Source organism: Cohnella sp. LGH, from assembly GCF_017671885.1.
GTDB classification, from domain to species: domain Bacteria; phylum Bacillota; class Bacilli; order Paenibacillales; family Paenibacillaceae; genus Cohnella; species Cohnella phaseoli.
The window spans coordinates 1220686-1240660 of record NZ_CP072117.1; the positions used below are offsets into that span (position 1 = coordinate 1220686).

Annotated in this window: 14 protein-coding genes, 1 tRNA gene and 1 pseudogene; 4 read left to right on the forward strand and 12 right to left on the reverse strand. The window is 53.8% G+C overall.

Going from position 1 to position 19975, the window contains the following annotated elements; genetic code table 11:
* Positions 1-69 precede the first annotated feature (69 nt).
* The 11 genes from J4772_RS04805 to J4772_RS04855 all read right to left on the reverse strand — a co-directional run bounded on the left by J4772_RS04805 (position 70) and on the right by J4772_RS04855 (position 10567).
* Positions 70-1695, reverse strand: coding sequence for a response regulator (locus tag J4772_RS04805; RefSeq protein WP_209074352.1), 1626 nt, complete (start codon positions 1693-1695; stop codon positions 70-72).
* Positions 1688-3457: a sensor histidine kinase gene (locus tag J4772_RS04810; protein WP_209074353.1), complete on the reverse strand. Its 1770-nt coding sequence runs from the start codon at positions 3455-3457 to the stop codon at positions 1688-1690. Before J4772_RS04810 ends, J4772_RS04805 begins: the two co-directional genes overlap by 8 nt.
* Before the next feature lie 359 nt (positions 3458-3816).
* The gene (locus tag J4772_RS04815; protein ID WP_209074354.1) at positions 3817-3954 is read right to left on the reverse strand and encodes a hypothetical protein; all 138 of its coding nucleotides are present in this window, start codon (positions 3952-3954) and stop codon (positions 3817-3819) included.
* Between the two features lie 59 nt (positions 3955-4013).
* On the reverse strand, positions 4014-4967 hold the full coding sequence (gene gluQRS / locus J4772_RS04820; protein ID WP_209076952.1) for a tRNA glutamyl-Q(34) synthetase GluQRS: 954 nt from the start codon (positions 4965-4967) through the stop codon (positions 4014-4016).
* Positions 4968-5052: 85 nt separating this feature from the next.
* Positions 5053-5129: transfer RNA gene (locus J4772_RS04825), tRNA-Asp, on the reverse strand.
* A 143-nt stretch (positions 5130-5272) separates the two neighbouring features.
* On the reverse strand, positions 5273-6316 hold the full coding sequence (gene tsaD / locus J4772_RS04830) for a tRNA (adenosine(37)-N6)-threonylcarbamoyltransferase complex transferase subunit TsaD (protein WP_209074355.1): 1044 nt from the start codon (positions 6314-6316) through the stop codon (positions 5273-5275).
* Positions 6313-6807: a ribosomal protein S18-alanine N-acetyltransferase gene (gene rimI, locus J4772_RS04835; protein WP_209074356.1), complete on the reverse strand. Its 495-nt coding sequence runs from the start codon at positions 6805-6807 to the stop codon at positions 6313-6315. The genes tsaD and rimI overlap by 4 nt, the downstream gene beginning before the upstream one ends.
* 5 nt (positions 6808-6812) lie before the next feature.
* Positions 6813-7610, reverse strand: a complete 798-nt coding sequence (tsaB, locus tag J4772_RS04840; RefSeq protein ID WP_209074357.1) for a tRNA (adenosine(37)-N6)-threonylcarbamoyltransferase complex dimerization subunit type 1 TsaB — start codon at positions 7608-7610, stop codon at positions 6813-6815.
* Complete coding sequence (gene tsaE, locus J4772_RS04845) at positions 7607-8125, reverse strand: tRNA (adenosine(37)-N6)-threonylcarbamoyltransferase complex ATPase subunit type 1 TsaE (protein ID WP_209074358.1); 519 nt, start codon at positions 8123-8125, stop codon at positions 7607-7609. The genes tsaB and tsaE overlap by 4 nt, the downstream gene beginning before the upstream one ends.
* Positions 8122-9180 carry a thiamine-phosphate kinase gene (thiL, locus tag J4772_RS04850; protein ID WP_247741021.1) on the reverse strand — a complete coding sequence of 353 codons (1059 nt, stop codon included), beginning with the start codon at positions 9178-9180 and terminating at the stop codon, positions 8122-8124. The genes tsaE and thiL overlap by 4 nt, the downstream gene beginning before the upstream one ends.
* A 127-nt stretch (positions 9181-9307) precedes the next feature.
* Positions 9308-10567, reverse strand: coding sequence for a GyrI-like domain-containing protein (locus tag J4772_RS04855; protein WP_209074360.1), 1260 nt, complete (start codon positions 10565-10567; stop codon positions 9308-9310).
* 223 nt (positions 10568-10790) lie between these two features.
* Here J4772_RS04855 and J4772_RS04860 point away from each other — a divergent pair, with 223 nt between their 5' ends.
* The 4 genes and pseudogenes from J4772_RS04860 (at position 10791) to J4772_RS04875 (ending at position 12591) form a co-directional block, all read left to right on the forward strand.
* Positions 10791-11540, forward strand: a complete 750-nt coding sequence (locus J4772_RS04860; RefSeq protein ID WP_116060089.1) for a CAP domain-containing protein — start codon at positions 10791-10793, stop codon at positions 11538-11540.
* Positions 11541-11644: 104 nt separating this feature from the next.
* Positions 11645-11875, forward strand: coding sequence for an ArsR/SmtB family transcription factor (locus tag J4772_RS04865; RefSeq protein ID WP_247741163.1), 231 nt, complete (start codon positions 11645-11647; stop codon positions 11873-11875).
* A pseudogene (locus J4772_RS04870) lies at positions 11847-12098 on the forward strand (alcohol dehydrogenase catalytic domain-containing protein); the annotation flags it as partial. The gene J4772_RS04865 and the pseudogene J4772_RS04870, both read left to right, overlap by 29 nt.
* 22 nt (positions 12099-12120) lie before the next feature.
* Positions 12121-12591 (forward strand): DinB family protein, encoded by a 471-nt coding sequence (locus tag J4772_RS04875; protein WP_209074362.1) that lies wholly within the window; start codon positions 12121-12123, stop codon positions 12589-12591.
* 87 nt (positions 12592-12678) lie between these two features.
* Here J4772_RS04875 and J4772_RS04880 read toward each other — a convergent pair whose 3' ends face one another.
* Positions 12679-19770 (reverse strand): S-layer homology domain-containing protein, encoded by a 7092-nt coding sequence (locus J4772_RS04880; protein ID WP_209074363.1) that lies wholly within the window; start codon positions 19768-19770, stop codon positions 12679-12681.
* Positions 19771-19975: the final 205 nt, after the last annotated feature.

The following is a 19975-nucleotide window of genomic DNA, read 5'->3' on the forward strand; positions in this document are numbered from 1 at the left end:
ACACTGTCATTATAGGGAGGCTTCGACAAAAAAGGAGCGCGGCTCAGCCACTCTCCAGGTGAGGTGAATTTATTCTGTTTCTCCATCGGATTGATAGCCGTCCCTGAACTCTGATGGCGTCATCCCCGTAATTCTTTTGAACATATCGCTGAAGTAGCGCCGTTCTTCGTACCCGACCGCGGACGCAACCTCCAGAACGGTCGCCCCGTCTATTAGCATCGCCTTTGCTTTGCGGATTCGTTCCGCGGTGATGTATTGCGTCAGAGTCATCCCCGTCACCTTCTTGAACAAGCTTGAATAATAGCTCCCGCTAAGATGAACCTGCGCCGCACATTCCGATACGGTCACTTCCCGATTCAGGTGGCTCTTCATGTATTCGATCGATTTATAGATAAGGGCTTGACCCTCGGACAGCGTCTCCCGTCGAACCCACTCGGCTCCCTCCCTACAGAAGGATTCGAGCTGCTGCTGCAGGGCGGCCAGCGTCATTCCGCTGGATCGCTGAACCGCCCTCAGCCGGTTCACAGCCGGTTGCAGCTCGGCATAAATGCCAAGCTCGCAAAAAGTCCGAATCGCGGATGCCGCCAACTCCTCGTACAAGCTGAGCAAGTAACTCGGATTCGGCCTATGATTCTGTCTTTGAAACGATTGCCCCATATCCCGAAGACACAATACCGCTTTATCGGCGTTGCCGGAACGGAGCGCAAGCAGCAGTTCGTCCTTGTAATCCAGCGCCACCGCTTCAGGTCTGTCTCCCTGCACAACATCCTCGTATCGAATGACGCCGTTGCCGTCCGTGTATAGATGGTGGGCCAGCGCCCATTCCGCCTGCCTCCGGGATTCGGGCAAGCTGCTGACGCTCTTCGCCATACCGCCTACTCCCGCCGAAATCGTAAACTTCGTGTATCGATGCACATGCTCGCAGCAGCGTTCTGCCATCGCAGCGGCAGCGTTCGTATTTTCGGCGTTGACGACGGCGACGAGTCCATTGCCCTTGGAACGGAATACAAGACACTTCGCGTGCTGGAGGAGCGTCTCTTCCACGACGTTCTGAATGGCGAATCGCGCCAATTCGATCTGGCGAATAGACTGATGTTCCCAGCTTTCCTGAAAGCCGTCGATCTCAAGCAGAAGCACGACCAGGTCGGAGCCGTTCAAGTCCATTCCGAGGAAAGCCCAACGCCCCTCCGCTTTCTCCCAAGGGGTAGGGTGGTCAAGCAGCGACTCCATATATTCCTGCTTCAGGAGCGGCATGCTTTCTCTCAGCTTTCGTTCCATTTCCTGCTCGTTCAGGAGCCTCACCCGTTCCAACAGAGTCTGCTCCCGAGCTCTAAGCACGGCCGACGCAATATCCTCTTCCGTAAACGGCTTCACGACAAAATCGAAAGCGCCCAGCTTTACGGCCTGCCTGGCATAATCGAAATCCGTATAGCTGCTGATCAGTATTATTTTGCATGCCCGGCTCAAATCCAGAACCGCTCGCAGCATGGACAGGCCGTCCATTCGCGGCATTCGTATGTCCGTAATGATAATATCGGGCTTCTTTTCTTGAATCAGTTCAAGCCCGTCTTCCCCGTTAAACGCAGTGCCTGCCACAAAGACGCCATGAGCCGCCCAATCCAAGGCAGACAAACCTTCCACTACGCTTCTAATGTCATCCACGATGCACAGGCTGACCTGGTCTTGTCTATCCATCGTACATCCCTCCTTCTAGCGGAATCGCGATCGTAACCGTCATGCCGACGTCCGGCGTGCTATCTACGGTCAACAGATCGGCTTCCTCGCCGTAATACAGGCGCAGCCGACTTAACAGATTTCCGATCGCGTACCCTTTTTCCGTCGTTTGTCTTAGCAGAGCCGCCCCCGCCGCCTTGTCCATGCCGTCGCCGTTATCGCTTACCGAGATGACCCCTCTGTCTCTCTTCTTGTCCGCATGAACGGAGACGCGTATATATCCTCCCTGCTCCATGCTGCTGAAGCCATGCAATATGCTGTTTTCAACCAGGGGCTGCAGCATAATCCGGGGAACTTTCAGCTGTTCAAGAGAAGGGGAGTCAACTTCTATCTCATAATCGAACAGGTCCTCGTAGCAATACTTTTGCAGCTCCAAGTATTGGCGAACATGAAGCAGCTCTTTCTCCAACGTCGTATACTCTTGTCCCTTGTTCAAGCCAAGCTGAAATAGCTTCGAGAGAGAGACCACCATACGCTGAGACTCCTCGATCTTCTTCAGGTTCATTTTCCAATAAATCGTGTTCAGCGTATTGTAGAGGAAGTGCGGGTCCATCTGGGCGGACAGCGCCTTGATTTCCGTTGTCCGCTTCGTCGTCTCCGCTTCCTTCACATCGCTGATCAGGCCGACGATTTGCTCCAGCATCCGGTTAAACCGGATGCCGATCTGCGCCAGCTCGTCGTCGCTCTTCACCTCGAAACGGGCTGTCAGATCGTTGCCCTCAACCCGCTTCATCACCGTTTGCAAGCTCTTGAGCGGCTTCAGCAAGAAGCGGATCAGGACGCCCGACGCCATCATCGCTATGACCAGACAGCCTGCTGCAATAATCGCGATCATCCATTTGACGTAATTCAAGTCCTTGAGGACGTTGTTCTTCGATTGAATAGAGACGATTTTCCAATCGTTCAGCCCCAAGGAAGCATAATTGATTAAATAATCTTCGCCATAGATTCGCCCGGTCGTTTGTCCTGCCTCCGTATCTCTGACGGCTTCCCCGATCATGCCGCTATCCGCGGCCTGCCGGATCAACGGATTCGATTCAAACCCGACAAGATCTCCCTCGCCGTTCACGAGAAATCTAGCCGCCCCGCTCCCCGACTCCGGCTCGATCAGCCTCGCCAGACCGCTCTCGCGAATATTCACGACAACGTACACGTCGTTCACCGAAAATAAAGTGGAGTCCGTAATCGGCTCCAGTATTAGCGTCACCACTCTCTGCTTGCCCGTAAACAGCTGATCCTCGTGCCCCTCGACCCATATGTTCCGTTTTTCCTCCAGCACGCGTTCGTACATCGGCGTATCCCGGAAAGTCACGGCATGGTTGCGGTTGACCGACATGGGGTAGAAGTCGCCCATCGGCGTCGAAACATAGATGGAATGGATTAGAGGTTCCGCCACTCTCGCCTGCGAGAAGACGTTGTCCATATTGTTCAGATGTCTGTAGTAATCTCCGTAATCCCCTGAAGACACGCTCTCAAGCAAATCCTTGAACGGCTCGCTAATCATGAAGGTCATCATGACCAGCATGAGCTTGCTCAGCTTTTCGTCGACGATTCGCGCGGACTTGTTGACGGAATCCTGAGTGAGCGTAAGCGACCTCTCCTCCAAAACGCTGGCGGATATCGAATACGACAGCCCCCCGGTTACGAGCACAGCCATCATGGTCACGCCTAGAAAGGCGTATTTCAGCTTGTTGCGAAAGGATAGCGTCCGTTCCCTCGGCATGGCGTTCACATCCTGTATCGTAAATGTTCCGTTCCTTAATTATGTCACGCCATCCCGTGCTTTTCATCCCGAATGCCGAGTGTTCCGTTTACCGTTGTGCGCGACATTGATTATACCGTTCATTCTCCTCTTTGACGGCGAGGTAATTCGATTGACTACGACGGTAAAACGACTGACCTGCACGCTCATGAGACGCCTCGGTGATCTGGCATTCATCCCCTTGAATTTATGCACATAGTTATACACAGGCTGCGGACACCTTTCAGATGGTTATTAATATTCTGATAATTTTCAATCGGTTGGCACGCAAGCATTTTGGTTAAACCCCTGCAATCCGGATCCGTTTTTCACGATTTTATTCACATTGCCCACACTATCCACAGAAAAGCTGTGAAAAACTCATCCCCCGCTCCCCTCATAAGCGACCTCTTGCGCACCAACGCTTTCGCCGATATATCCACATTATGCACATGCGCTGTGGATAACTTTGTCCACATCCCCCCTCCTCCTAACAAAAAAGCCACCGCGCATGGATCTACGCGATGACCTCTATTGCTTAAACAAACAACCAGCTTCGCAGATCGTTCCCGAAAATCAGCGTTCCGCCGCGAACCGGCTTGAACAGCGGGATAAGCTCCGCCGCCGCAACCGGTTCCGGCCGATCTATCCAACCGGACAGGGCCGCAAGTAGTCCCAACAAGCGCTCGGAGGCGATTCCGCTCTCCTTCAAAGATAGCAGCGTTAGCGACTTGTCGCGCTTCGACAGGCGGCTTCCGCGCTCGTCGGCCAGCAGCGGGATATGCGAGAAGGCCGGGGCACGCAGCTGCAGCGCCTCATACAGCGCAAGCTGCCTTGGCGTAGAATCGAGCAGATCCGCCCCGCGCAGCACGTCGGTGATTCCCATCGCCGCATCGTCCACGACAACCGCCAACTGATAGCTGAACATCCCGTCCGCCCGTTTCACGACAAAATCGCCGAGAGCCGAGCCCTCAAACGACTGCGGTCCTCTCCATCCGTCGTCAAACTCCATTTTGCCTTCCGGCATTGTAAAGCGCTGCGAGGGGGTTTTGAACGCGGCTCTAGCTTCCCGCTCTTCGGCGGTCAGAGCGCGGCATACTCCCGGATAAGCGACGCCCTCGCTCGACAAGCCGTGCGGCGCGCTAGCCAGCGAAGCGAGATCGCTTCTGCTGCAATAGCACGGATACAGCCGGCCGGCCAGCCGCAGCTTCTCCAACGCTTCTTCGTACAGCGGCTCGCGAGCGCTTTGCACGTACGGAGCGTATGACCCTCCCTTCCTCGGACCTTCGTCCCAGTCAAGGCCAAGCCAATGCAAGTCGTCCAGCATCTGATCGGCGAAAGCGGGACGCGACCGGGCTTTGTCGATATCTTCGATACGCAGCACGAACTCGCCCCCGGCTTGCCGAATTTGCAGCCAAGCGGCCAAAGCGGCAAACGCGTTGCCGATATGCAGCAGCCCGGAAGGCGTAGGCGCAAATCTTCCGCGACGGATCACCCTCTCCACCTCCTCGCACGATACAAAAAAAGAGCAGAGTTCGCTCTGCTCCTTGCTAGTTAACTATGTAGTCGTAAAATCATGGCGGAGCCGACGGGATTCGAACCCGCGGTCTCCTGCGTGACAGGCAGGCATGTTAGGCCTCTACACCACGGCTCCACACTGTGACAATATGTGTCTTAGACACAAATAGGATCATACCACGAACAATCGCAATCTGGCAAGCTTTTATATTTCTCAGAAGCCATCCCCGAGCAATCGCCCTCCTGCAATGAGGAAGAACGATTGCCGAAGTTGGCGATTTATACCGACCAGTCCTCCAAGGACATGACCGCTTCGGCTTTCAGATCGAGCGACGAGAACTGCCCGTGGCGCCATTTCAGGTCGGCGGCGGCGGCAATCATCGCTGCGTTGTCGGTGCACAGATTATGCGGCGGTATTAACAGCGGAAGGTCCGCCTCCTCGCACAGCGCGGCGAGCCGTTCGCGCAGGCCGCGGTTAGCCGCAACTCCGCCGCATAGCATCATCTGGCGTGCGCCGAACTCCTTCGCCGCGCGAATCGCTTTGCCGGTGACGACATCGATCACCGACTGCTGAAACCCTCTGGCAAGCGCCGAGAAATCCGGCGATTCGCCCTTCATCCGCGAACGGTTGATTTCCGCCAGCACAGCGGACTTCAACCCGCTGAAGCTGAAATCGTACGAGTCCGGCTCCAGCCACGAACGCGGCAGCACGATTTCCTCCGTCGCCTCCTGAGCCAGCTTATCGACATGCGGCCCTCCCGGATAAGGAAACTTCAAAGCTCTGGCGACTTTATCGTAGGCTTCCCCGACCGCGTCGTCGCGCGTTCTGCCGATGATGCGAAACTTCCCTTCCGCTTCGAGCAGCACGATCTCCGTATGGCCCCCGGAGACGACAAGCGCGATGGAGGGATACAAAATCTCTCCAATAAGCCGATTCGCGTAAATGTGCCCAGCGATATGGTGCGTCCCGATCAATGGCACGTCAAGCGCCAGCGCCAAGCTCTTCGCGGCAACAACGCCGACTAGCAGCGCCCCGATCAAGCCGGGGCCTTGCGTAACCGCCACGGCGTCGATATCCTCCAGACGGATGCCCGCTTCGCGCACCGCCTCTTCAATAATGATCGTGATCGACTCGACATGCTTGCGCGAAGCAATCTCCGGCACGACTCCGCCGAACTGCCGGTGCGTGTCGATCTGGCTGGAGACGACGTTAGACAGCACTTCGCGGCCGCCCCGCACGACGGCTACGGACGTCTCGTCGCAGCTTGTCTCGATCGCCAGCAGCAGGCCGCCTTTCGTCGCTTCGTTCGATTGCGCGCTCATGCCTCTCCCCCTTCCAACGTTCCCGCCGTCTCCGACTCTCCTCTATTATCAGGAATCAGATCCGCCCACATAATGAGCGCATCTTCCATATTGTCCGAGTAATAATTTGGGCGCACTCCCGATGGAGCAAAGCCCATTTTCCGATAGAGAGACTGAGCTCTCTCATTGGACACCCTCACCTCCAGCGTCATGCGCCGGGCTCCGAGGTAACTTGCCGTCTTCATTAGCTCGCGCAGCAGCGCTTTGCCGTAGCCTTGCCCTTGATATTGCGACCGAAGAGCAATGTTCGTCACATGGGCCTCGTCAATAATGAGCCACATCCCTCCGTAGCCCGCGACGTCGCCGTCCATCTCCAGCACCATGTACTTGGCGAACATGTTGTTCGTCAGTTCGTTGCGAAACGCTTCGGCCGTCCACGGGGCCGCAAAGACTTCCTGTTCGATCTCCACGATCGCGGCGATATCGTCCAGCTTCATTAAGCGGTATTCCATCCTCGTCACTCTCCCTGCGACGCTGCCAGCAGCTTCGCTTCCGCTTCGGCCAACTGCGTATAATTCGGAGCGAACGAATGGATGTCATCCCGCTCTCCCAGGCGGAACCTCAGTTCCCCGAGCAGCCCAAGCGCCGTCGCGTCCATATCCCAAGCAAGCGTCCGCAGCCTCGTTCCGGATTGCTCCGCAGCCTCGATCGCGGCCTGATGAGGTTCAGTCTCTCCGACGAACCAGATCGCCGCCACCTGAGAATCCTCCGTACCTTCGTCTTCGATCTCTTCCGCCCATTCGACGATGAGACGGATGGCGTCGGCATCGACCGTCCGCCAGCCGCCGGAATGATCGGTCGCGTATCGGGAAGTATAGACTTGGCCTCTCCTTGCGTCCAGAATCGGCACGATCCAGACGTCCAGATCGTCCGCCATGTCCTCGTTCTCCTCCCGCAGCTTGCGCCATGCTCCGAGCGCCAGCGCTTCCAGCGTCGAGACGCCGAGCAGCGGTTTTCTCCACGTCCAGGCGAGCGTTTTGGCAGCTGTGACCGCAATTCGCACGCCCGTATAGGAACCCGGGCCCTGCCCTACGACGATCGCGTCGATGTCAGCGCCCGTCATGCCGTTCCTGCTCAGCAGCTCCTTGATCTCCGACAAAATCCGCACCGAATGATTGCGTTCGGCGAAGGAGGCGACAGAGTCGACTCGCGAACCGTCCCTGACGATTGCGGCGGAGAAAGCGGCGGTCGACGTATCGAAGGCAAGCACCGTGACAGAACCGCTGTCTCCGATCAATTCCTCGTCTATTTTCATGCTGAATGTCCCCCTTCCTCCGTCAGACGGAGCCCAAGTCGAGCGCACCACGCTTCGTACGACCGCCCTACCGGACGGCAGACGATTCGACGCGACTCTGCGCCGGTTGTCTCAAGCCGAAGATGCAGCCGCTCGGGCGGCAATATCGGCTCGATAATCGAAGCCCACTCTACCAACGTTACGCCGTTCCCATGAAAATATTCGTCCAGTCCAAGCTCGTCCGCTTCTTCCAGCGACAGCCTGTAGACGTCCATATGGTAGAAAGGAAGCTTCGTTCCTTCATATTCTTTAATAATTGTAAAGGTCGGGCTGTTCACGATCCCCGCAACGCCGAGCGCTGCCGCATAGGCTTTGGCGAAATGCGTCTTCCCCGCGCCCAGATCCCCGTCCAACGCAAGTACGGCTCCGGGAAACGCCAATTCGGCCAGCGCCTTCGCGAAGGCGGCAGTGGCCAGCTCGCTGGCGATGTCCAGCTCGTATCGGTTCGACGGGTCTCCCGTTCCATTCGAATTCATGTCTGCATAGTCCCTTCGGAAAAATGATTGTAGCCCCGCTTGGCCAAAGGCCTGCGCAGCCCGGTATCTGCCGATTCCAATTCCACGCCCGGCTGACCCGCCTCGACCTCGCCGATGACGAACAGCGGAATGCCTTCCGCCCGCAACCGCTCCCGCATCTCCTGCTCGCAGCTCTTGTCCGCAGTGCCGAGCAGCACGTAATCTTCGCCTCCGAACAGCGCCAGATCGGCTGCTCGAAGCCCGTTGTCCCCCGCATAAGCAGTAAGTTCCCCGGACAAGGGCAGCAGCTTCTCCTTCAACACCAGCTTAACCTGCGACGCCTCGGCAATCTCCCAGGCTTCGCTGGCTACGCCGTCGCTGACATCGTTCAAAGAAGCGCCCCAGCCCATCTGCGCCAAAATCCGCCCCGCCTTCACCGACGGAACGGGACGACGATGGGCCTGCACCAGCCGTTGAGGCAGCAGGTCGGCCAGTCTGGCTCGCTCCGCGCCTTCCGCGGCGCCAATCCGCTGCAGCGCATGTAGCCCAGCAGCGGACAGGCCCGTCGGCCCGGTCAGGAACACGATTTGCCCCGACCTCGCCCCGGAGCGGCGGATCGCCCGCCCGGCTTCAACCGTACCGATGGCCGTGACGGCTACGACAAGATCCCGCGGCGCGGAAGTCGTGTCCCCTCCGATGACGGCCACTCCATAACGCTCGGCGCATTCGTACAATCCGTCGTACAGCCGCCGCATCCGCTCCTCGTTCCAGGCCGGGGGCACGCAGACGGACACGAGGGCGAACTTCGGCTCGCCGCCCATTGCGGCAATATCGCTGACGTTGGCCGCCAGCGCCTTGAAGCCGACATCGGCTTCCCCCATCGTCTCGTCGAGGAAGTGAACCTGCTCGACCATCGCGTCGGCGGCAATGAGCCATTCGCTTCCCGAGCCTTCGCCCGCCACGACCGCCGCATCGTCCCCAATGCCGCACACAACGCCGGCGCGACTCAGAAAATCGGCCTTCTGGCGCCCTTCCGTCCAGAGGCGGATGCGGCCGAATTCGTCCAATGACGACACGGCGCTACCCCATTTCCTCATTATTGCTCTAATTATATCGGGGTGCGCCCGAACATGCAAAAATGTTCGCAATCGGATACCGTAAAAATGACCTCCCACTCAGGAAGACGATAAATCGACTGTTAAGCTACCCGCGCGACTCGCAAACCATGATCAGATTGTCGTCCGGATCCTTCAGCACGAAAAACGCGACGGCGCCGTGGTCCTCAATCCCGCTATGAAATTCAAATCCCTGTTTCTCGGCATAAGCGCAAGCGGCCCGAATATCCTTCGTATCGAACATGCAGCGAATCGAGAAACTCTGCCCCTGCGCATGCCGATTCGAGTCCAGAAGCAGCGCCGCTCCTTTCGCGACTGGCACGGAATAGACCGCCTGCGATGCGCGTTCCTCGTCCAGAGGCAGTCCGAGCAAATCCGTATACCAGCCGGACGCCCGGCGCATATCGGTGACGTCGACGAACGCTCCGGAGATCCGGGCGGCTACGGGGCTGTCTCCGTTCATCCTATCCTCGCGTCCCGCGTCCGCGCTCCAGCAAACCATAATGGCGTTGTTTTCCGAATCCCGTAGATTAAAGTAAGCCATGCTTCCATGTCGTTCGGGTTCGCCGAACACTTGCGTTCTCTCTGACAGGTAGGCATAGGCTTCGTCGATCTCCCGGGCCGCCAGCATGAACAGAGGCTTCATCTCCTCCCGCCAGTCCGGATTCAGCCGATTGTTGGCATTGGAATCGAGCACGATTCCCGTACTGGGCAGATCGAGCCAGTACACGGGACCTCCGTTCAGGCGCTCTTCGATAAGCGGCAGTCCGAGCAACTGCGAATACCATTCGGCCGCTCTCCGCAGATCCGACACATGAACGAACAGGCTCGCCACCCGGTTCTCGATCGGGAGCTCCCGCTTGCTGCGTATCGGAAACCACAGCTCCATGACCGATTCGGGGTTGTCGTTGCCCATATAACGACTGTCGTAAAACTCGACCTCGGCCCCCGCCCTGCAGGTGTAATCCGAGTTCGGCAGCCATTCCCCGTGATAATAATCGAACGTCGCGCCCAACTCGTCGATCGGCCCTTTTCGCGTCACTACCGCGTACAGTCCTCCCTCGAACGTGTCCGCAACCATCCCTTCCGGAATGTCCGCGAATGCGGTAACGCCGACAGCTGCGACATAGTCGAACGCGTCGCCGGGATGCATGTCCGGCTCAATGATACATAACCCGTAACATTCGCCATTCTTGTGTGGAATTTCATGGCAGCGAGGATTAAAGCGCTGCCATAATCGAGATATTTCATTTTCCGAAGGGGCAATATCCCGGCTCGGCTTATAGCGGATCTTCTGTCCCACTGCTTTGAAAGGCTCTTTCCAGACGATGCGGGTTTCCAATATCATTTTCGCATTCTCCTTCCTATATATGCGAATATACATTCGCTTTTTTCGATGAATTCTCCTGCCGAACGGCTTTATGAGAATAATATTATTTTTGGCGTTGACGCCTTGGCGCAGCTTGTTTGGCGATTCTCATAATTTCGAATGGCAGATTTTATAGCATGTTTTCGCCCGATCAGGCTGATAGACTTTGAGATATTCCAAGCCAAAGGGAGGAAACAGATTCATGAAGTTCAACGCAAAAGGTTTGAAGAAATCTCTGATGCTGGGTACGTTGGCGCTCGCGATCTCCGTTCCCGTAGGAGCAGGAGCGGCGTCCGCAGCACCTGTAGGCAACGTCATCACACAAGACCAACTGGCGCAGCTCGCCGGACGGTTCGGCATAGATTTCAATTCTTTGCTGCAGCAAATTATGCAGGGGCAATATCCGGGCAATACGGGCAACGGCCAGGTGACGAATCCTAGCAAGCCGTCCCAACCCTCTAAGCCTTCGACGCCTAACACAGGCAATAACGGCAATGCTGGCTCTGGTAACACAGGAAACACCGGAAATACCGGGAATACGGGAAATACGGGTAGCGGCAATACGGGCTCGGAAGTGTCCAACTCGGCCTTCGCGACGCAGGTTGTCACGCTCGTTAACCAAGAACGGGCGAAAGCAGGCTTGAAGCCACTGGCCGCCACGAACGCCACATTGACGAAGATGGCGCTGGACAAAGCGAAAGACATGTACAACAACGGTTACTTTGACCACAATTCGCCGACTTACGGCTCGCCGTTCGATATGATGAAGAAATACGGTATCAATTATCGTTATGCGGGAGAAAATATCGCTAAAGGCCAGCGCACTCCGCAAGAGGTCATGAATGCCTGGATGAACAGTCCGGGTCACCGCGCTAACATTCTTAGCGCCAACTTTACGACGATCGGGGTCGCTTATTACAACGGCGTATGGGTTCAGGAATTTATTTCGTAACAACTGAATCGTGAACAAAAAGGCGTGCAAATTGACTATCAATTTGACACGCCTTTTTTGAAGCCAAGCCTGCGCTTGAGTTTTTTAAGTAGATGATTATTATTATGCTACTCGCGCAAAACAAATCGGGGCTTAACGTTAATGCGATCTCAAGCCATATCGATCTGTCTCGGCCTGCCGTCTCCCATCATTTGAAGGTGTTGAAGCAATCCGGTTTTATTGCTTCGGAGAAAAAAGGCATAGAAAATTATTATATATTGACTGTACGCAAACCGTTGGAACAACTCAAAGCGTTAATTACCGAAAGGAAAAGTGAAGCTTCTGTTGAGTTATAAGTTCCCTCTTATCCTGGGAAACGATTTCTCAGGAGTTGTCGTCAAGGTTGGCTAACAGGTGAACGCGTTCAAACCCGGGGACGAAGTCTACGGGAGACCTCGCAAAAGCCGAATCGGCACATTAGCCGAATTTATTGCTGTTCACGAGGACGACATTTCGCTGAAGCCTCACAATCTAAGCTTAGAAGAAGCGGCCTCGATCCCATTGGTTGGACTTGCGAATAGGACAGAAGGGAGAAAATCAATTGTTGAAATTATTCGAGTATAACTGGCAAGTCCGGAAAGACTGGTTCGCTTGGTGCCAAGACGTTTCCGAAGATGAACTGCTCAAGAAGCGGGCAGGCGGGGTCGGGGGCATTTTGCACACCTTGTTTCATATTGCGGACGTGGAATTCAGTTGGATATCCGGCCTGCAAGGGAAGCCGGAGTTCACGGAGCCGTTCGAATCCTATGCCAGCCTGCGGAAATTGACGGATTTGTCCGCCAAGTTTCACGAGGAGGTTCGTCCTTTTGTCAGGTTGTGGACCGATGAAATGGAGTTAATGGAGCTATCGGAATTAACGCCAGACGGCGAGCCGGTTATCTTCAAATACGGAGAAATCATGCGGCATGTCATCGCCCATGAAATCCATCATATCGGTCAATTGTCCGTATGGTCGAGGGAAGTGGGCAAAGCACCTGTGACGGCTAATTTTATTCGACGGGGATTATTTTAATAATGAAGGGGCGTATCCCTAAGTCATCTTCCGGGATGACCAGGGTACGCCCCACGCTTTTTCCCTAAACCTCTATGGCATCTTCACTTACTTCACTTCAATCAGCTCCGACTTTTGCAGCAGCCGCTGGACGATCGCCGCAACTTCCGCACGGGTCATGTTCGCCTTCGGCGCCAGCGTATCTGCGCTTCTGCCCGTTACGATGCCGGCTTGCACGCTGCCCGCAGCGCCGCTTTGCGCCCACTTGGCCACTTTAGACGCATCCCCGTAAGGACTCAGCACCGCGTCTGCCGATGGAACGGACAGTGTATCCGCCAGCCCGGTAAGCACCATCGCCTTGGACAAAATCAGCATGGCTTGCTCGCGTGTGATTTTGTCTTTCGGACGGAAGGTGCCGTCCTGGAAGCCATCGATCAGTTGATACGCATAAGCTGTGTTGATTACACCGCTATACCAATCCGATGCTTTCACATCGGAGAAGGCTGTCACGCCGTTTTCCGGCTTAAGTCCCAATCCTCGTACGAGAATCGCTGCGAACTCGGCACGAGTAATGTCCCGATTCGGCGTGAACTTGCCGCCTCCGGTTCCATCGATGACCATCCGCGAGCCCATGTCATTAACTGCGGATTTGGCCCAATGTTTCCCGACGTCGCTGAATTCAATCGGATTCCAGACGATGGCGTACGTGCTATTGGTCAAGCTGTTGATCTTGGCAAAATATCTCGCGCCGTTCTTAGTCACCTGTGTGGGCACATGACGCACCGAACCGTCCGACTCGATCACGACGCCTGTCGTAATCTTGTTCGGATCAATTCCGTCCGGAATAGCGACCGTTCTTTCGACGTAGGCATTAAACTTCGTCACGTTAACCGTTTGGTTGCCGTAAACCGCTGTAATATCGAACTCAAGCGGTGGCATCACAAGCGAGAACGTACCTTTCTCAGCGGCGTTCTCCGCGAGCTTGATCTTCTCTGCCCGAGAGGCGGAGATTTCAATCCGTACTTTGATGTCCGCCAGATTAGCCGGCTTGCCCAGCTGTGCGAAGATCGCGTCAATATTGATCTCATGGGCCGGAATTGTATAGGTCGCATGGCCGGTTTGGAGAACGAGAACCGCTTCCTTGTTCTCCATGTTTTTGACCATTTGGCCGTTCAACTCGCCGATGATCACATCCGACTTCGATTTGACCGGAATCGTCACGACCGCTCCTTGGCCTTCGGCGGCCAGTTTATCGTCCAGCTTCTTCTGGTCTACGGCAATTGTCAGCAGGGTTTGCTCATTGCGCTTGCCGGTTATCGCCGTTCCTGCGTTTTCTTCCTTTCCGTTCACCAATACAATAACGGCTTCTTCATTCGAGTTGCCCTTTCCTCCGTTAGCTCCACTGCTTCCCGTGCCCCCTGAGCCACTACCCGAGCCGCCTCCAGAACCATCTCCGTTGCCGCCGGAAGGCGCGCGCGGAACGACCGCCGAAGATGCATCTGAAGCTGCGCTGCTGCCCGCTGAGTTGATCGCTTTCACCGTAAACGTATAGCTCGTACCGTTCGTCAACCCTGTAATCGTAATCGGGCTGCCCGTTCCTTCAGCCGTAATCCCGTCTGGCTGCGAGGTTACGATGTATTTCGCAATCGGGCTACCGCCATCATTGCTCGAAGGAGTAAAACTGATCGTCGCCCGTCCGTCTCCAGCAACGGCAGTCACATTTGTCGGAGCAGTCGGAACACCGGCTTCTACCACTACTGTCGCTTTCGAGCTTTGTACTTTGGCGATTTTTGTCCCCGTTGCATTGTCGTTCGTATTCGTAACTTCTACAAAGTAGTAGGCCGTCCCAGTCGCACTCGTCGGTACGGGGTAGGTACTGCTTGTTGCTCCGGAGATGGCGAAGCCAAAACCTCCAGTTCCTGCCGTGTCGCTAACGAACCATTGATACGATATCGTTCCGCCGTCGCTCACATTTGCATCTACGCTTAATGTAACCGTATCGCCAACCTTTGCCGTTTTACCGATTGGCTGTGTAGTAATCGTCGGTGTGACCGCTTCGATTGTACCGCCAGAACCTCCTGTCTCAACGAGCTTTTTGAAGAAGAGTTTTCCGCCTTCTGTGTAAGCGATATAGACTGCATTGCCATCGATATGAAGACCGTTTTTCAATCCCATCGGATTGTCCGCAAACTTAGGTACGTTGGTTAGATCGCTCCAATTCCCGCTTAATACGCTCGTTCCGTCGGATTTTTTGATCTTACCGTCATTCAATGGTATGAACAGTTCATTGTTATGCCCTACCACAGATGTAGCATATAGGAATGATCCTCCCATTCCGGTATCCGCTAATGCGGTATTGCTGCCACTAACAAAATGACCAAATGAAACGGGGGTATTTTCGGTAATATAATTGTAGATTTCCTCCCCTTGAGTCGTCCATACGATAGAAGGGAAAAGGGTAGGCTTAGACTCTAAATCTATCCTCGTCCAATTTGCACCGTTCAGTGTAGCTAATTTCAATCCGCCGTTCATTATGGAGTAAATTACCTGCAACTGATTATTGTGAAATGCTAGTGTGGGGGACGATCCGCCGTTTACTTCTAGCGGAGTGTTTCCTACTTCGCTCCACGTTTCATTATCATATTTCTTTACGCGTAGTACGCCGCCACCAAGGTCACTCTCACGGTACGCCACGTAGATCGCCTGGTCTGGACCGACGATCATATTCATGTACGCTCCATTCGTGGGCGTCTCTGTACCGAACGCTGCTTCCACCCATTCGTCCGCTGCTTCATCAAAGTACTTCACAAGCATTTCTCCACCGCCAGGAGCGTATGCTACATACGGCGTGCCGTCCTTCACAACAAGGGACACGTATTCAATCAATTTAATTTGATTGTCATGCCCTTTTTCCCTTAGTACGAGATCTTCTTTATTGCCAATTGCTTCCCACTGATTGTTTACATATTTATAGACAGTTAACTCTCGTTTCCAGGCGCCGTCTACATTAACGCTATCCAAAAGAGCAACATACGGAACACCGTTATCAAAATAGGTGCTCATGCCTTGGTTACCGGCATGTCCGCCTGGTAACTCGCTGCCCAATTGCTCCCACTCATACGTTTTCGATGGGTCTATGAGTCCGGATGGAGTAGACGAACCCGCTTGTACTTCTACTTTAACTACCGCACTTGCTACTGTTGCTGTTTTACTGACCGTAGCATTGTCGTTCGTGTTCGTAATCTCAGCATAGTAATAAACTGATCCAACTACATTCGTCGGTACAGCAAACGTTGCGCTTGTTGCTTCGTTTAACGGAGATCCACCACTATTACTTTCAATCGTATTGACATACCACTGATACGACAATGTTCCGCCGTCATTCACATTCGCATCCACGCTCAGTGTAACCGGAGTTCCTACACTCACTGTATCACCCTGTGGCTGCGTGCTAATCGTTGGCGTCTCCGCATTGGCTGGACCCGGTGGCGTTACAGGTTTAATGTCGCTGCTTATGAGTTCAATTTGTGTAAACCTCTCGATCTCGCCACTACCATTAACTTCATATAAGCCAATATATTTGTTAATTGTATCATCGACACCTGCAATATCGTTGCCGCTCGTATAAGGATCGGTTGCCCCTGTTCCTGTCGGCACGGCATCACCGACTTTCGGAGTCGCAATACTGCTTGGCGATACCTTCACTACGAGACGATTTCCCGCAGCAGGAACCGTACCCGAATTTAAGATAATGCTCGTTGAACCTGCCGCTGTCCCAGGCTGGGCTGTTGGAGCAGGAGAAAACGCAGGTGCAGAAGGCGCTACATAAGTGCCATAATGCGGGTAACCGCCATTCACCTCAAAATTAATCGACCACAACGAGCTGAAATTCCAACCGTTGAAAGTATCCTTGTCTTGCATTGCGACGCTTGATTTCCCAACTCCGCTCCCGTTGTCAGAACCGGGGACGCGTGTATTGTCATAATAAGCATTGGTTGCGTTGACACTGCTCAGTGGTCCAAATCCGTACCATTCGGTTTCCCCTTGCTCTACCTTACCTGCGAAATACGCATAATCGATCGTATTCGTACCCGCCGCTTCGCGCATAAACCCAGCTATTGTATAGCCATCTACATGGGATATGGAAAAATCGTCCGTGTACGTGGAGTCTTCAGATCTGCCTACAAAACCTGCGACAGCTTCATTCCCCTTGACGTACTGAGTTATCATAGTCCCTACCATGCCACCGGCAGATGAAGTTTTGACCGTTGCTCCGACAAATTGTCCGGCAAAACCGCCGACATTCGTCGAGAACTTCAACACTGGATTACTCCCTTGGTTGTACCCGGTTATCTCCAACGCTTGCGCATACGACCTCTCAACATCTACATAGCTTCCGGAACCTATCAATCCACCGATGTACGACCCGCCTTCAATAATCGATTCAATAGAATCGGAGGCGCCGCTGGCACGTCCTTCTTTAATCGACACACGCGATTCGGAAGTGCCATTGACAAGACCAACGAGCCCTCCGCGATAATCATAATCGATTGCAACCCCACCGGATAATAAAATGGGAGGAGGATTAAGAAGATCATAGCGATCAAATTCCCCATTCCGTGGCAGAGGCAGCGCCACATTAGCAGATACTTTGGATACACTGGAGCCTCTGCCCAATACCCCGATGAGCCCGCCGGTTCGATCCTTATTCACTATGTTCCCTTTCGCGCTGACATTCGTGACGACAGAATTATCCACTGCTCCTGCCAACGAACCGACTGTTCCGCCACCCACATCAGTGGGCGTCCCCGGTTGAATATCCACTCCGGTCAGCTTCATATTTTGAATTGCTGCACCACTGACATACCCAAACAATCCCAAATACGCTTCATTAGACTTGATCGTAAGTCCGCTAATTGTTTTCTCATTGCCATCAAACTTTCCAGTAAACGGTTTGCTATTGAGCGGATCGCTATCATAGGCGCCAATCGGCTGCCAACCTGCGCCTGCGTTATAAGGCTCTACATTCAAGTTAATATCGTTCATGACAATAAAGTGCTTGTCCAAATAATCCCTCACAGCATTCAATTGGTCCGGATTCGTGATCTGATACGGACTATTTGCCGTTCCATCCCCAACTGTAAAAACAGGAAGTGGGGGTTCCGCCGTTTTAAAGCTCCACATCGTATTATCCGTAATACCTGCGTATAGGTTTTGGTTAATCGATAGATCCGTGAACGCTCCCTGATCAATTGTCACGTAGTACACCGTATCGTAATCCAACCAATCGGACGCCAGATGGATCGTCACCCTATTGCCTGCCACCATCACAGATGAGTCGGTCACCGGAATCGTTGCTACCACAGCATCGTCCGACTTCCTGATTACAATGCTCTTGCTTCCGTCCCCCCTAGCCACGTTCTCACTGAACGTCAGCGTCAGGTCGGTGTCCACCGCGGCTGTTGCCGAACCGTTAGCCGGAGAATAGGTTTCTGCCGTCGGTGCTGTCGTATCCGGATTCGGGTCCGGCTCAGTCCTGAATTTCCACGTCGTTTTATCCGTAATCGCGATGCCGGCGTAGTCGGCATCGTCTCTGCTCCTAAATGCTCCCTCATCGATCTGTACGAAGTAGTCTGTGCCGTACTCCAAATCTGCTGACAGATCGATTGTCGCTGCCGGACTGGTCTCCGTGCCTGTATGGGTCTCCGGATCGTAATAATAGGAATAGGCGTTCACCGTTACTTGCGTGGTGTCTGTCGCCTCAATCTTGCTCTCCTCGATGTCGCCCGAGGGCAACGATTTCATAATGTGAATGAACTTGCCGCTAACCGCCGTTACGTCCTCGCTAAACGTAAGCTTCAGGTCGGTGCCTACCGCTACATCCGACGCATTAGTTGCAGGAGAATAGGTCGCTTCCGGCGGCACAGGTACAATAGACATGACACGGATACCGTTGGCAGTCAACAGCCCTACGTACGGGGTATAATCATCTGCGTACAGCGCAAAGATGGTTGCGCCTAGCCCCGCCAGAGGTTGATCCCCCATCCTTATCCACATATCCGTATCAGAAACATACTTCATAACTACGGGTTCACTGATGCCCGAGTTCGTTAACATATAGCCCACATATGGAATCCCGGTCTCGTTGTCCACATACAGCACCAAATTGCTTCCCATACGCCAGCTTTCTATAATATCATTGGCTCCCACTGTCTCCCAGGTTGTAGGGGAAACCGTTGTATCATATTTCAGAACCTTCATTGTACCGCTTCCGCTCTGATAGGATACATACAGGCTCCCATTGTACAAACTCATTTGAGTATTACCCGCTGTCGTCTCTGACGAAATCGCGCTCGCGCCGGCTGAACTTTTACCGTCCACTGACACCCAGCTCGTCCCATTAAACTTCTTAACTGTAGGTATGCCCGTAGTAATTCCGGAACCAGAAGCGGAAAAGTCTATATAGGCCAGATACGGGGTGCCGTTGTACACTTTCAGCGATAGGGAATTTGCTTTTGTCTCCAGAAAAGCACCTAACGAATCCCACTGATTCGTTCCAGCATTGTACTTCCTCACCGAGACTCGATATTCGGTTTTATTGCTTACATTCTCGCTCCAGACGTAGGCGACATATGGGATCCCGGTGCTGTTGTCCACGTCCAGAGATGCGTTGTCTGTTGAATTTGGCGAAAAACCGGCTGGACCCACTAAATCCCACAGGTCCGAAACATCATTATACTTCTTGACTGAGAGGCTGAGACCATTGGGCGTCGACTGCCCCGGCAGATAGACTGCCTCTCTATAAGCTATATAAGGGATGTCAGTGCCATTGTTACTGTACACAGACGTTGCGGATACCGTACCATCCGAAATTACGCCGTCGGGTCTGCCGCCATCGGGTTTGCCTACCGTCGTCCAGCCCATCGCGCCATTACTACCACCATTCGGGTTGTAAAAATACTTCTTGACTGTGAGAGGACCGGTGCCGCCCTCTGTACGATCCGAATAGGCGACATGAGGGATGCCACTAACCGCAAACATGGATGCAATTGCATCATGATTCGAAACGAAACTGTCCCCCAGATCCTTCCAGACTCTCCCCGCATAAGCCTTGTTCGCCTCTGATGCGAATAGTCCTGATAGTCCGCTACACCCAACCAGAAACACTAACATCATCATCCTTATTCTTTTACCCATCATACTCAGTACTCCTCCCCTAATCCCTAAATTCCCCACCAATCGAATCGGCGAAATTCTACAAAATATGAGTCAACCATAACAGACCCGAATAAACAGCCAATAAACAAGCTGCCAAGAAGTATAGGCATCCCTTGTCGAATCTTGTTTACAATCTGTTTATTCCAATAAGATAAACTGATAGGATAAAATGACAAGGGAAGGGGGA